Raw genomic sequence first — 14,229 nt, forward strand, 5'->3', positions numbered from 1 at the left:
AATTTTGAATTAAGTAATTTACGTCACATTTGTTTTTGTTTTTCTATTTTGTAAAATAAAATTTACATTTTTGTTGTTCGGCACAAATAACAGATTTTAAAGCGCATGAGTTTCATTCTAAAACCAGTTGATATCGTTGAGCATATTACTCCGGAAGATTTCAAAAAAAACTATTTAAAAACCAAAAAACCATTAGTTATCAGGGGCCTAACAAAAGATTGGCCTGCAAGAGAAAAATGGACAACGGAATATTTAAAAGAAATTGGTGGCGATTTGGAAGTGCCATTGTATGATAATTCTAAAGCCGATCCGTCTAAGCCGATTAATGCGGCAACAGCACATATGAAATTTGGCGATTACCTTGATTTAATTAAGCGTGAACCCACAGAGCTTAGAATATTTTTCTTCAACTTATTTAAAAAAGTTCCAAGCCTGATTAACGATGTAAAAATTCCTAAAGATTTGATGGGCGGTTTCATTGAAAGCATGCCAGCAATGTTTTTCGGTGGTTCCAACTCGGTAACTTTCCTTCATTACGATATCGATTTGCCACACATTTTTCACACACATTTTGGTGGAAGGAAACACATTGTGCTTTTCGATAACAAATGGAAAGATAGATTGTATTGTTTACCAAATGCGACTTATGCTTTGGAAGATTATGATGTAGCAAACCCGGATTTTGAAAAATTCCCAGCCTTAAATGGTGTTGAGGGGTACGAAGTTTTCTTAGAGCATGGTGATACTTTATTTATGCCGACCGGAATGTGGCATTGGATGAAGTATTTGGATGGTTCGTTCTCATTAAGCCTGCGTGCATGGGACCAATCGATTAGTCGCAAGGTAGCCAGCGTTTGGAGTTTGTTTACCCATGGCGCTATCGACAGCCTTATAAAAATGACCTTTAAAGAGAAGTATGCAAACTGGAGAGAGAAGAAAGCAGTTAAAATTGCAGAAAAAGCATTAGCAAAAGGAAGACCTTAAAATAAAATATCCCGAACCACGTTTAATCGGTTTGGGGAAAGCAATTTCAACGGGGAATCGATGTATCGGTAGCCCCGTTTTTTGTTTCAGTAATGGTTATACAAAGCCTGTTTGAGCAGAAGCAATGAAAAATTTAACCGCTCCGAAAAACTCAATCTAAATAATGCAAAACGAAATACTTAGCGAAAAACAAAAAATGCTTGCCGGAAAAGCCTACCAGGCAGGCGATGCAGAATTATCAAAAGAACGGTTAAAGGCCCGTGAGCTTGTTTTTGAATTTAATAACCTTGCACCGAAATTTATTAAACAACGTAAAGAATTAATAAAAAGATTGTTTGGCAAAACAGAAAGAATGTTTTACATCGAGCCACCTTTTCGTTGCGATTATGGCTATAATATTGAGATTGGCGAAAACTTCTACGCAAACTTTAACCTCGTGATTTTGGATTGTGCTAAAGTGAGTATTGGAAACAGCGTTTTTATTGCGCCAAATGTTGCAATTTATACCGCCGGGCATCCTATTCACGCCCATCTTCGAGATCAAGAGCATGAATGGGCACAGGAAATTACAATCGGCAACAGCGTTTGGATTGGCGGAAACGTAGTGATAAACCCAGGTGTAAAAATTGGCTCGAACGTGGTAATTGGTTCAGGAAGCGTGGTAACCAGATCCATACCGGATAACGTTTTTGCTGCGGGAAATCCGTGCAGGGTTATCCGTCACTTAACCGACGACGACAAAGATTTTTATTATAAGGATTTTAAACTAGGAGAATAAAATTCAGTAAAATAAATAGTGCATTGCAATGAGAAATTTTTCTTGCTCGCACAACAGAAAGATTTTCCGTTTTACCTTCTACCTTAAGCTTAATTATTTCTAGCTAGAGTGGTCTACAAATATTTTCCAGTCGCCATTAAGCTTTTTAAAAAGCAATGTAAAATAGCCTTGTGGTTCATCTTGCTGGCGTTTTAAGTGCCAGCTTCCCAAAACAAAAGCCACATCTTTATTTAAAAAGTTAACTTTTTTAATACCGAAAGTTAGCTGGCCCATACCTGCCTTACCACTATAAGTTTTCTTATAATTATCTAACGTTTGCTGCCAGCCATAAGTTGGCCCTTTGCTGCCAACAAATAGCAGGCTGTCGCTTTTTACATAGCCTTGCATAAAGGCCTCGAGGTCTCCTTTGTTCCAGTTAAGACGCTGGTTTTCGAGTACGCTTAAAATGGCCTGTTTGTCTTTTGCAGTTTGTGCAAAGCTTTCTAGTGAAAATATAAGAAAAGCAAGGATTAAAATTGTCTTCATATTTATTGGCTCTTGTTGTAAAGATATAAAACAAATTATTCCGTTCGATGCAGAAAAATTGTTTCTTTACAGTTTCAACCCAACCATATGCAAAATAAAGTTATCACAATCGGCGAAATACTATGGGATGTTTTTCCTGATGGGAAAAAGGCTGGCGGCTCTAGTATGAATGTTGCGTTAAACCTCCATAAACAAAGTATAGAAAGTAATTTCGTAAGCGCTGTTGGCGATGACGATAATGGAAAAGAATTATTAGCTTTTCTTGCGGCAAATGGTTTCCCTACCGATTTAGTTCAGGTAAACAAGAAACTGCCTACCAGCACGGTGGTTGTGCAACTAGATGAAACACACCAGGCTACTTACACCATAAAAGAGCCGGTTGCGTGGGATGATATTCAACTTACTGAAGCTAACATCGAGGCGGTTAAGCAGGCAGATGCTTTAGTTTATTGCAGCTTAACCTGCCGCAATGAACATTCAAAGCAAACTGTGACTTCACTTTTAGAAAAGGCCAAGACTAAAATTTTTGATATTAATTTGCGTGCGCCTTTTTATAACAAAGAACTTATTGCCGGGCTTTTAGCGCATGCCGATATCTTAAAAATAAACGAAGATGAGTTACTTTGGGTAAAAGACACTTTTGGCTTAACCGGAAACACGGATGAGCAGCTATTGAAACAGCTTTCATCAACCCATAACATAGAGATTATATGTTTAACGCTTGGAGAGAAAGGCGCATGCGTGTTAAAAGATGGAAAATTATTTAAACACCCTGGTTACAAAGTTCAGGTTGCAGATACCGTTGGTGCTGGCGATGCCTTCTTAGCCACTTTTGTTGCCTGCTATTTGCAGGGCTACCCGATGGAAACCATTCTGGATAACGCGTGCAAGGTGGGTGCTTTCGTGGCCTCGCAGACTGGAGCAAACCCGGAGTATAACAGAAAAATTTATCACATGGCGTTGGGTTAATTGCTCGCAATATTTGTTTTACTTCTTCTGTTTTGATGTGTTTTCCATAGGATTACAGGATTTAATTCGCCTGGGGCTAACAAGGCTTTAGATGATACACAGTTTGGCTTTTTAATGCCTTGGGTTTTGCGTTAGGGATTGTAAGGGTTCAGTACCGATTTTTCATCGGTACCGTAGCGAAGCGGAGCCCTGAAAAGCCCGACCCTTGCGTAGCTTGGCGAACGCCGAAATCCAATTTAATTGGAGGTTCAGCTTTAGCGGCTCATTCAGCTTTAGCTTTTACGCCCAGCCAGCCAACTAAATATGACACCCCGCTTAAATTAATCCAAATCGAAACTTTTACCTTTAGTAATCCGTTTATACACTTACATGAGAGGTTTTCGTTTTTCTGATTATAAGCCTGGCGATACGCCAAAAGGTGGGTTTGATGAGTTGCTGAAATTATTTAGCGAATTGCTAAATTATACAGCTGGTGATGCTGCAGAGGCTTTGAGCTGGCTGAACGAACTCGATAAACAATACAAATTAACCAACAACGATTATGGAATCGGCAATTTTATTGATGACCTGAAAGATAAAGGTTACCTGACTGAGGATAACCAATCGGGAGAATTTAAGATTACGGCCAAAACTGAACAAACAATTCGGAAATCTGCGTTGGATGAGATTTTTGGAAAGCTTAAAAAATCCGGTCGCGGTAACCATAACAGCAATCAATCTGGCATTGGAGAGGAGAAAAATGCAGACAGACGTGAGTATAGTTTCGGCGATAGCCTGGACCAGATTGACATGACTGCCTCGATTCAAAATGCCCAGATTAACCATGGCATAGGTGATTTTACGCTAACAGATCGGGATTTAGAGGTTGAGGAAAAGGATTTTAAAACCCTAACCTCTACTGTGCTGATGATTGATATTTCGCACTCGATGATTTTGTACGGCGAAGACAGAATTACGCCCGCAAAAAAAGTTGCAATGGCACTTGCCGAACTGATTAAAACAAAATATCCGAAAGATACTTTAGACATTGTTGTTTTTGGAAATGATGCCTGGCCAATTACGGTGAAGGATTTACCCTACCTGCAGGTTGGCCCTTACCATACCAATACCTTTGCCGGATTAGAATTGGCTACAGATTTACTGCGCCGGCGCAAAACGCACAACAAGCAGATTTTTATGATTACTGACGGCAAACCCACCTGCTTAAAAGAGAATGGCAAGTATTATAAAAATAGCATGGGTTTGGATAGAAAAGTGATTAACAAAACTTTGAACATGGCGGCCCAATGCAAACGTTTAAAGATTCCCATTACCACATTTATGATAGCCAAAGACCCCTACCTGCAACAATTTGTGCGGCAGTTTACCGAAATTAATGGCGGAAGGGCTTTTTACAGTTCATTAAACGGATTGGGTGAATACATTTTTGAGGATTACATTAAGAATAGAAGAAAGACTGTAAAGTAAGGTTGAAGCCAAGCGATTAACGGTTAAACAGAACCACAACAATAACAAACACATAAAGACATTAACAAGGAGAGATTTGAGTTTAAGTTAAGCGATGGCCGAACCTTAAACCTGGAAACTCATACCTTAAACCCTTTTTAAAAAAGATGCAAGAAAAAACATTAGGCGCATTAAAAACCACAGGATATAAATCGAGGTCGGTTAAGGAAGAATTAAGAGAAAACCTGATTAAAGTTCTCAGAGATAGGAAAACAGAATTCGAAGGCATTATTGGTTATGACGAAACCGTTATTCCTGAATTGCAGACGGCCATTTTGTCTCGTCATAATATTTTGCTTTTAGGTTTACGCGGACAGGCAAAAACCCGCATTGCCCGCCTAATGGTTAACTTGTTAGATGAGTATGTGCCTTACGTTGCAGGAAGCGAGATTTTTGATGATCCTTTAAACCCAATTTCCTGGTTCGCCAGAAATGAAATTGCCACAAAAGGCGACGAAACTGAAATTGCTTGGTTACATCGTAGCGAACGTTATACCGAAAAGTTGGCTACTCCGGATGTTACCGTTGCCGATTTAATTGGCGACGTTGACCCTATAAAGGCTGCTACCTTGAAATTAACTTACAACGATGAACGTGTGATTCACTTTGGATTAATACCAAGGGCGCACCGCAGCATTTTTGTTATAAACGAATTACCCGATTTACAGGCACGTATTCAAGTGGCTTTGTTCAACATGTTGCAGGAAAAAGACATACAAATTCGCGGTTTTAAATTGCGTTTGCCTTTGGATATACAGTTTGTGTTTACCGCGAACCCTGAAGATTATACCAATCGCGGAAGTATTGTTACCCCATTAAAGGATAGAATTGAAAGTCAGATTTTAACCCATTATCCAAAAAGTATTGAGGTATCACGCAAAATTACCTTTCAGGAAGCCAAACTGACCGAAGAACAAAAATTGAACATTGAGGCAGATGGTTTGGTGAAAGACCTTGTAGAACAAATTGCGTTTGAAGCCCGTAAAAGCGAATATATCGATCAGAAATCTGGTGTTTCTGCAAGGTTAACCATTTCTGCTTACGAAAATTTAATCAGCACTGCCGAGAGGAGAATGCTAATTGCCGGCGAGAAGAACACTTTTGTTCGTTTGTCTGACTTAGCGGGAATTATTCCTGCCATTACCGGTAAAATAGAATTGGTTTACGAAGGTGAACTGGAAGGACCTGCTCACGTTGCAACAACATTAATTGGAAAAGCTGTAAAAACCTTGTTTGCCCGTTATTTCCCGGATCCTGAAAAAGCGAAGAAAACGAAAACGGCAAATCCATATACCGAAATTACAGAATGGTTTACAGAGGGAAACAATGTTGATGTTACCGATACGTTAACCAATGCACAATACAAAAAAGCGTTGATGTTGGTGCCAAGCTTATACGATACCGTTAAGAAATTCCATCCTAAGCTTAGCGAAAATCAAACGTTGCTTTTAATGGAATTTGTGCTTCATGGCCTTGCGGAATATTCTCAGTTAAGCAAAAACTTTTTAAATGGCGGCTTCGGATTCTCGGATATGTTTGGCAGTTTGTTTAATGCCGAATTTGATGAAGAGGAAGATGAAGATGATTTCCGGTAAGTTTAAATATTATTTTTCTTTAATTTAGGCAGGTTATTTTAACCTGCCTTATTTTTTAATTTAAATTGAATCACCCGTTTTATGGGAAGACTACCCTTTATTATTGCTGCCTGTATACTCATTACCGCATTTGATCTTTACTTTTTCAAAGCCATTGTTTCGGTTTTCAAATGGAAACCAAAAACTAAAAAAATCTTCGGTATTTTATACTGGAGTTATAGCATTTTACTCATCATTGGTGTATTTGCGGGTATTTATCTCAATCTTTTTCTTACGCTAAGGGCCATAATTCTGGTGGCATTCTTTTTAACCGTTGCCTGTAAATTGGCCATGTTGCCTTTTTTAATTTTGGATGATTTGCGAAGACTTTTCATCAAACTCTTCAGAAAAAAACAGGTTAACACAAATCAACCAGTTGCTGAAACTGAAGCAATTTCGCGGTCCGAGTTTTTGGTTAAAGCAGGCTTGGTTGCAGCGGCAGTTCCGCTAACTTCATTAAGTTGGGGTATTATTTCTGGCGCATACGATTACCAGGTGAGAAGGGTCAATCTGATTCTTCCAAATCTTCCTAAAGCGTTTGACGGCGTTAGATTAGGGCAAATATCAGACATCCATTCTGGCAGCTTTTACAATAAAACGGCTGTAAAAGGAGGCGTGGAAATGTTATTAGGCGAGAAACCAGACTTTATCTTTTTCACGGGCGATTTAGTGAATAACCTTACCAGAGAGGTAAGCGCATATCAGGATATTTTTTCAAAAGTAAAAGCACCGTTGGGCGTTTTCTCTTCGCTGGGAAATCATGACTACGGCGATTATTATTTCGGTAAGGAGTCATCACCAGCTAAAGTAAAAAACCTTAAGGATATGGTTGATGTACATAAAGTTATGGGCTACGATTTGCTGATGAATGAAAATCGGCGACTTAAAGTTGACGGAGAGGAAATTGGAATTCTAGGCATAGAAAACTGGGGAATGGGCCGCTTTCCAAAATATGGAAAAATGGAGCTTGCAGTTCAAAATACTAATGATTTACCCGTTAAACTGTTGTTAAGTCACGATCCATCGCATTGGCGTGGCGAGGTTTTGCAGAAATACCCACAAATTGATGCCATGTTTAGCGGGCACACGCACGGCATGCAATTTGGCGTTCGGCTAAAAGAATATCAATGGAGCCCCGTGCAGTACATCTATAAAGAATGGGCCGGCCTTTATAAGGAACAGAAACAACAGTTGTATGTTAACGTTGGCTACGGTTTCCTGGGCTATCCTGGACGAGTTGGTATTTTGCCCGAGATAACGATTTTTACATTAAAACGGGCTTAGAAGCTAATCAATTCTGAATGAGTGAATTTTGATTGAATGAATGATAGAATTGTTTGCATAATCAATCGACCAAGCAATCTATCACTCAACCCTTCTATCATTCCAAAAAATCTCCTTCTAAAACGCAATCATTGCTCAGCAGGATATTAAGTTTTATCCTGCGTTAAAGCGGTAACCTACGCCACGAACGGTTTGCAACAGTTGCGGGTTATCAGGATTTAATTCGATCTTTTTACGCAACCGAACAATGTGCATATCTAACGTACGTGTGTTCACATCAGAATTGTAACCCCAAACCACCAGCATTAGTTCATCGCGGTTAATTACTTTACCAGGATTGCGCAGGAAATAAAGCAGAATGCGGTTTTCTAAAATCGTAAGCTCAATTTTCTTTCCATCTCTAAATAAGGTATGGATATTTGGGTGATGCTCCATATTTCCAAAACGATGAATTTCGGCAGTATCCTTATTTACGATAAATTTAACTTTACTCTCCAGCATTGCGACCAAAACATCCATATTGAAAGGCTTCGTAATGTAATCTGATGCGCCGAAATTGTAAGCGTCGATTTTGTCTACATCCTGCGCCTTGGCGGTCATCATAATGATTAGGTTTTCAAAGCCTTGTTTCCGAACACTTTCACAAACCTCAGCGCCTTGTTTTCCAGGCATCATCCAATCTAATAAAACGATGTCGGGCTGGTCTGCAACAATCATTCTTTCACCTGCTTCGCCATCATTCGCTTCAAGCACATTGTAGCCTTCGGTTTTTAATCTGTGAGCTACTAAAAAGCGGAGATTTTCATCATCCTCTACAATTAAAATTTTTACTTCTTTAGACATTTATGTGTTATTATTAGGATGAAAAATTTAAGGTCGGCAAAAAATTAAATTTTCCACTGTTTCATTTCATTTTAGCTATTATACGGAAGAACGATTTTAAACTCTGTGCCAACGCCTACCTTGCTTTTTACAGTAATTTCGCCCTGCATAAAGTTAACCAGTTCTTTGCAAAAAGCCAAACCAAGTCCAACGCTACCCATTTGATTATATTCGTTCTGAATTCTGAAAAACTTCTTAAATATATTATTTAATTCTGAAGATGGGATACCAATTCCTTTATCTGTAAACCTAAACACCAGAACGCCCTTTATCAGCTTAGCACTAATATTTAACTTCTTGTTACCGGGATTTGAATATTTATAAGCGTTTTCTGCCAGGTTATCAAACAAGCTCCCCAACAAAACCGGATCGGTTATAAAAGTTTTAAAGCCCGAAACCTCGTATGTAATTGCAAAATCCGGGTGCTTTAGCGTATGCGATTCTATGGTACTTTCAATAAAGTCTTTAATATTTACCTCTTCCTGATTCAGCTTTATTGCCTTATTTTCAATCTGCGTAAAAGCCAGCAGCTTATTCATTAACCCATTCAATTTATCGGCTTCTTCATCTAAAATTTTGCCATAAAGCTGCTGTTCCTTCTGGCTGAGTGCGGTAGCGCTCTTAATGTTATTGCCTGCAATCTTAATTACGCTAACCGGCGTTTTAAATTCGTGTGTTAAGTTATTTACAAAATCGTATTGGAGTTTAAACATTTTACTATTGATGTTTAAATTTCTGTAAATTAAAAATGCAACCAGTAACAGTACACCATAAACCAATAAAAGCACTAAGGCAATTGGCATAAAGTAGATAAAAATCTCTTTCTTGATGTAAGATTTTGACGAAGTAAAATATAATTTAAAATCGGAAAACGCTCCGGGCAAAGCAATTTCCGTTGTAATGTTTTCATCTGATGTATCAATAGGATCGTAGGTTAAGGGCTCTACTCTAATATTCTGATAAAGCAGCGGACGGGTATTGATGATTTTGATTTTATGCGGGTCGAGCTGAAAAACGAGCATATCCTGCTGATAAACTGGCGCCGGGTTTAACTTACTTTGCAGCATTTCTTTGTAAACCTTCAAATCTTCCCGCCTTGGAATATTTAGGTAGGTAATTTTGTTTGAAAGTACAACCGAAAAGTTAGTAAATAATTCTTCCTGACTAGGTACTGAAGCAGTATCTAACTTATCTATAAAACGAACAAGCTTAAGCGCCATGCCGTTAAAATCGTCATCAACTTTAAAAGAACGCGTATCAGATTCTGAAAACAGCTTAACTGAATCTGGTTTAACGGTTTTTCCAAACTGAAATATTGATTTCGGGCCTATTGAAAAATGTCCGGCATTCATGCCATCCTTTACAGGCGTATTTCGAACTTCAGAATCGTAAAATTTAACTTTAGATATGAAAGGGAACTTAAGCGCAATTGTATCTACAAATTTAGATGCAGTGGCCGAATCTAAAAAGCCATTATAGTAAGAAACTTCGGGCATTTTATTCTGAAAGAACTCGTTGTAAGGTTTAATGCTTTCTTCCAAAACGTTAACCTTTTCGGAAACGAACTCATTTTCGATCGACTTTTTGCTGTAGTTGAAAGCGAGAAAAAGTGAGAGAATAAAAAGTATAGAAATGAGCGCTATGAACGTAACACTCAAAGAAAAATTCTTACGATAACCACTCTTCTTCTCCAGAGCCATAGCTTACTTCTTATTCAGGTTTTCCTGTAAAAAACCTTCCAACGCTTTATACAACGCGGTTCTGCCTTGTTGGCGTAAAACCGGGTTGGGTCCCTCCTCTTTTTCGATGTAAGTTACAGGAACATTTCTCTTTTTAAGTTCTTTTACAAACTGAACACCCTGAGCAACGTTAACACGCGGATCTTTAGGATTTTGAGCAATAAAAACCGGTGCTTTAAATCTATCTGCATGAAAAACCGGCGATGCGAAACGAGTATAATCAGTATCGGTTTCCGGGTTGCCAAAAATTTCGTAATACATCTGTAAGTTAGATTTCAAGAACGGAGGTATGGTTGTTAAATAACTAAATAAACTTATCACACCAGAATTTGAGCCGCCGCAGCTATAAATATCAGGATTTTTATACAAACAGTTTAAGGCGATAAAACCACCTAAACCGTTACCGTATATGGCTACCTTTTTCGGATTGGCTATTTTTTGTGCAATTAACCACTTTACGCCATCATTTACATCGGCCTGAATTTTATCGCTCCATTCTTTAAAGCCAGCAGCGTAAAAAGATTTGCCATATCCGGTAGAACCGCGATAATTAACCTGCAAAACCGCATAACCACGGTTGGCAAAAAACTGTACGTCGGCATTGTACCCCCATGAATTTCTACCACCGGGTCCGTTATGAGGTAAAACAACTACAGGCAAATTCACCGGCTTTTTACCATTGGGCAAAGTCAAATAACCGTTAATGGTAAGGCCGTCGCTACTTTTATAGCTTATTGGCTTCATCTCACTCATATCCTTTTCATCAATTGAAGGATTAATATCAGCGAGCTTCTTCAGTTTATTCTGGTCGGCAACGTAAAGGAAATAAGACCCAGGATTTTTATCGGTATAAGTTCTCACAACAAAAACGTTATCACCCTTATCCTTATCCATTATACGCCATTCGGTATTTGGCAAAAGCTTATCAATTTTCGAATACCTAACTTTTGTACTGTCATCAAGATAAAATTTTTCTTTTTTCCAGGTTTCACAAGTCACAAAAATCATTTTCTGCTTGGTTTTGGAATACTTTGCATCAACAACATTTAAAGTGTCGTTTCCAAACAGCACCTGCTTTTCCTTCCCGGTTTTTAAATCGAGGGCAACCAGTGCATTTTTATCCCTGTTTACGTTTGAAATGGCGAATAGAACATCTGCCTCATTCTCTGCAAAGGCAACAGGCTGTAAGGTAGTTTGGAAGTTGTTGGTGGTAACGGGCTTAAAAGGCAGACTTTCATTTTCGCGGTACAGCAGCGTCTCATTAACGCCATCACTCGCAACCGCAATTTTAAGTATACCTTTATTATCCGTAACCCATTCAGTTATGTTTCCCGGGTTCTTGGCTGCAATATCCATCTTACCAGTTCTCACATTTAAACGATACACATCGAAAACGGTAGAATCTCGCTTGTTTGAAGCGACAATTATATACTTATCATCAATTAACTGATCCTCTATAACCCTAAGCCGGTTCTTCTCATTTGCACTGAGCTGTTTCTGGCTTTTCCCATCCTTACTCACCACAAAAAGGTCCGACTTCCGTTCTTTCGACTCATCTTCGGTATAATAAATAAGCTCGTTGTTGCTCGTCCAAAAGTAAAAGCTGATACTTTTTTCGTTTAAATGGGTAAGTTGTTTTACTGTTCCGGTTGCAATATCTTCTATAAAAAGATCGAGTTTTTTATCCTGAAGTTTTAAGTAGGAAAGGGATTTTCCATCCGGAGAAACATGATAATAGGCTTTATCCTGCGTACGAAAAAAGTTATCTACAGGTATAGTTTGCTCTTGTTTATCGCCCTTACAGGCCCAAATAAAAGCAACTAAAATCAATAGAATAATTCTTTTCAACATAAATATTTTCCTAACTGGAAGACAAAAATATAATAACCTAACGGCTTAACGGGCAAATACAGTAACAATGTTACTAACAGTTTTAAGCAACGCTCCGGTTCCAATTTAGTATTAATAATAAACACAGAAAATAAAATACAGGTAACATTTAAAATACGTTTTATATCTGTTTACACTTCTAAGAAAGATGTATTAAAATGTTACATTTAAATCTTATAATTTAGTTTTATGACCCGCTTCATTGTAATTGTTTTCTTTTTTATCTGGGCTCAGTCCGGGGCACAAAACTTTCGGCAGAACAGGCAACTCGCACCCGATGAAAGTGATTTAGCCATTCAGTTTTACCAGGATGGGGATTACGAAAAAGCAGCGGTTATTTTCGAAAAGCTTTTCGCCAACCCGAATAATGAGGGCTATTTCGACATTTATTTCAATACATTATTAAAGTTAAAACGGTACGATGTTGCCGAAAAAATTGTTAAAAAACAAATTAAACAGTCGCCACAGGCAGAAATCTACGAAATCGCGTTAGGAAAACTTTACCAGGAAAAAGGCGACGCCCAAACAGCAAATAAAATTTTTAACGATGTTATTGCTAAACTTCCGAAGGATGAATTTAAAATAAGAATGCTTGCCAATAATTTTTATCGCTTTGAAAATTATGATTTCGCGGTGCAGACATTTAAACAAGGACGAAAAATACTAAGCGACGATAAAGCCTTTGCTTTTGAACTTGTAAACATTTATCGTTTTAAAAAAGATAAGCCAATGTTGATGCAGGAGTATCTGGATATTCTGCCTTCAACACCTCAACTGTTGCCGCAGGCGGAAGCTGTGTTGGCAATGGTTTTTGAGGATAAGAGCGATTACCAGGCGTTTCAAACCGGTATTTTAAAGAAAATCCAAAAGGATCCGGATGCAGAAATTTACATTCAGCTACTTACCTGGAATTACATACAGCAACAGGAATATGATATGGCATTACGGCAGCTCATTGCTTTTGATAAGCGCACAAAAGCCGATGGAGCTACACTTTTTAATGTAATTTATACTTTTGTAGATAACGGTGCATACGAAACTGCTATAAAAGCCTACGAATATTTATTAAGCAAAGGGAAAGACAATCAATACTATTTACCAGCCAAAATTGAAATGCTTAACACAAAATACAGCATTCAAACCAAAGGCAAATACAACACAGCAGATTTGGATTTGCTTGCTAAAGATTATCAGGTTTTGATGGATGAAAATGGCAAAAACAAAAATACACTGTTTGCGATAAAAAAGTGGGCCACTCTGCAGGCATATTACCTTAACGCTCCTAAAAAAGCGGAACTTGCGCTCGAGGAAGCCATAAAAATGCCCGGGGTAAGTTTGTCTGATGTCGGCCAGATTAAGCTCGATTTAGGCGATATATACATCCTGACAAAGCAACCCTGGGAAGCATTTTTAGTTTACGAACAGGTAAGCAAACAGTTCGAAGGGCAGCCCATTGGTAATGAAGCCCGTTTTAAAAGTGCAAAACTATCTTTCTACCAGGGAAATTTTGAATACAGCAACGGACAATGCCTTATTTTAAAAGCTGCAACTTCGCAGCTCATTGCAAATGATGCGCTGAATTTAAGTTTATTGATTTCTGACAATACGCAAAACCCAACCGATAGCAGTGCACTGAAAATGTACGCAGATGCGGAGATGTTGCTCTTTCGCAATTTACCAACGCAATCCGTTCAAAAACTCGACAGCATTTCGATTGCTTACCCGCAAAACTCGTTAAGTGATGCAATTTTAATGAGCAAAGCAAAAATTTTCATCAAATCTGACGACTTTCAAAAAGCCACGGCTGTCCTAAAAAAAATTACCGAAGATTTTAAAGATGGAATCTGGACGGACGATGCATTATTTACCCTGGCAGACCTCTACGAAAAGAAGTTAAATGATTTGCCACAGGCAAAGATTTATTTTCAGAAATTAATAACAGACTATCCGGGCAGCATGTTTAGTGCAGAAGCAAGGAAGAGATTTAGAAACTTACGCGGTGATGGCGTTTAGCCTGCGTTTTCCTTTTTGTGTTTAT

Annotated in this window: 11 protein-coding genes; 7 read left to right on the forward strand and 4 right to left on the reverse strand. The window is 38.4% G+C overall.

Annotated elements, in window-relative coordinates; genetic code table 11:
* Positions 1–105: 105 nt before the first annotated feature.
* Both ASG14_RS15500 and ASG14_RS15505 read left to right on the forward strand, forming a co-directional pair.
* Positions 106–984: a cupin-like domain-containing protein gene (locus ASG14_RS15500; protein ID WP_056871974.1), complete on the forward strand. Its 879-nt coding sequence runs from the start codon at positions 106–108 to the stop codon at positions 982–984.
* Positions 985–1,147: 163 nt separating this feature from the next.
* A complete protein-coding gene (locus ASG14_RS15505) occupies positions 1,148–1,762 on the forward strand; it encodes a sugar O-acetyltransferase (protein WP_200940357.1) in 615 nt (204 codons plus the stop codon).
* Between the two features lie 99 nt (positions 1,763–1,861).
* Here the strand turns inward: ASG14_RS15505 and ASG14_RS15510 are convergent, their stop codons facing one another.
* Positions 1,862–2,287, reverse strand: coding sequence for a DUF4440 domain-containing protein (locus ASG14_RS15510; protein WP_056871975.1), 426 nt, complete (start codon positions 2,285–2,287; stop codon positions 1,862–1,864).
* Between the two features lie 87 nt (positions 2,288–2,374).
* Here ASG14_RS15510 and ASG14_RS15515 point away from each other — a divergent pair, with 87 nt between their 5' ends.
* From ASG14_RS15515 to ASG14_RS15535, 4 genes are all read left to right on the forward strand, one after another.
* The gene (locus tag ASG14_RS15515) at positions 2,375–3,256 is read left to right on the forward strand and encodes a carbohydrate kinase (RefSeq protein WP_056871976.1); all 882 of its coding nucleotides are present in this window, start codon (positions 2,375–2,377) and stop codon (positions 3,254–3,256) included.
* 369 nt (positions 3,257–3,625) lie between these two features.
* Entirely contained in the window at positions 3,626–4,723 is a 1,098-nt protein-coding gene (locus tag ASG14_RS15525) for a VWA domain-containing protein (protein ID WP_056871978.1), read from the forward strand.
* Positions 4,724–4,869: 146 nt separating this feature from the next.
* Positions 4,870–6,357: a sigma 54-interacting transcriptional regulator gene (locus ASG14_RS15530; protein ID WP_056871979.1), complete on the forward strand. Its 1,488-nt coding sequence runs from the start codon at positions 4,870–4,872 to the stop codon at positions 6,355–6,357.
* An 81-nt stretch (positions 6,358–6,438) separates the two neighbouring features.
* Positions 6,439–7,680, forward strand: coding sequence for a metallophosphoesterase (locus ASG14_RS15535; RefSeq protein ID WP_056871980.1), 1,242 nt, complete (start codon positions 6,439–6,441; stop codon positions 7,678–7,680).
* A 153-nt stretch (positions 7,681–7,833) separates the two neighbouring features.
* Here ASG14_RS15535 and ASG14_RS15540 read toward each other — a convergent pair whose 3' ends face one another.
* From ASG14_RS15540 to ASG14_RS15550, 3 genes are all read right to left on the reverse strand, one after another.
* Entirely contained in the window at positions 7,834–8,523 is a 690-nt protein-coding gene (locus tag ASG14_RS15540; protein ID WP_056871981.1) for a response regulator transcription factor, read from the reverse strand.
* Positions 8,524–8,594: 71 nt separating this feature from the next.
* Positions 8,595–10,262, reverse strand: a complete 1,668-nt coding sequence (locus ASG14_RS15545; protein ID WP_056871982.1) for a sensor histidine kinase KdpD — start codon at positions 10,260–10,262, stop codon at positions 8,595–8,597.
* Between the two features lie 3 nt (positions 10,263–10,265).
* Entirely contained in the window at positions 10,266–12,152 is a 1,887-nt protein-coding gene (locus tag ASG14_RS15550) for a prolyl oligopeptidase family serine peptidase (protein ID WP_056871983.1), read from the reverse strand.
* 228 nt (positions 12,153–12,380) lie between these two features.
* Here ASG14_RS15550 and ASG14_RS15555 point away from each other — a divergent pair, with 228 nt between their 5' ends.
* Complete coding sequence (locus ASG14_RS15555; protein WP_056871984.1) at positions 12,381–14,204, forward strand: tetratricopeptide repeat protein; 1,824 nt, start codon at positions 12,381–12,383, stop codon at positions 14,202–14,204.
* Positions 14,205–14,229: the final 25 nt, after the last annotated feature.

Origin of the sequence: Pedobacter sp. Leaf194 (genome assembly GCF_001423945.1) — a bacterium.
In the GTDB taxonomy this organism is placed as follows: domain Bacteria; phylum Bacteroidota; class Bacteroidia; order Sphingobacteriales; family Sphingobacteriaceae; genus Pedobacter.

Coding starts and splice junctions, on each gene's coding strand:
- ASG14_RS15500 (WP_056871974.1), top strand. CDS start 106: ATGAGTTTCATTCTAAAACCAGTTGATATCGTTGAGCATATTACTCCG.
- ASG14_RS15505 (WP_200940357.1), top strand. CDS start 1,148: ATGCAAAACGAAATACTTAGCGAAAAACAAAAAATGCTTGCCGGAAAA.
- ASG14_RS15510 (WP_056871975.1), bottom strand. CDS start 2,287: ATGAAGACAATTTTAATCCTTGCTTTTCTTATATTTTCACTAGAAAGC.
- ASG14_RS15515 (WP_056871976.1), top strand. CDS start 2,375: ATGCAAAATAAAGTTATCACAATCGGCGAAATACTATGGGATGTTTTT.
- ASG14_RS15525 (WP_056871978.1), top strand. CDS start 3,626: ATGAGAGGTTTTCGTTTTTCTGATTATAAGCCTGGCGATACGCCAAAA.
- ASG14_RS15530 (WP_056871979.1), top strand. CDS start 4,870: ATGCAAGAAAAAACATTAGGCGCATTAAAAACCACAGGATATAAATCG.
- ASG14_RS15535 (WP_056871980.1), top strand. CDS start 6,439: ATGGGAAGACTACCCTTTATTATTGCTGCCTGTATACTCATTACCGCA.
- ASG14_RS15540 (WP_056871981.1), bottom strand. CDS start 8,523: ATGTCTAAAGAAGTAAAAATTTTAATTGTAGAGGATGATGAAAATCTC.
- ASG14_RS15545 (WP_056871982.1), bottom strand. CDS start 10,262: ATGGCTCTGGAGAAGAAGAGTGGTTATCGTAAGAATTTTTCTTTGAGT.
- ASG14_RS15550 (WP_056871983.1), bottom strand. CDS start 12,152: ATGTTGAAAAGAATTATTCTATTGATTTTAGTTGCTTTTATTTGGGCC.
- ASG14_RS15555 (WP_056871984.1), top strand. CDS start 12,381: ATGACCCGCTTCATTGTAATTGTTTTCTTTTTTATCTGGGCTCAGTCC.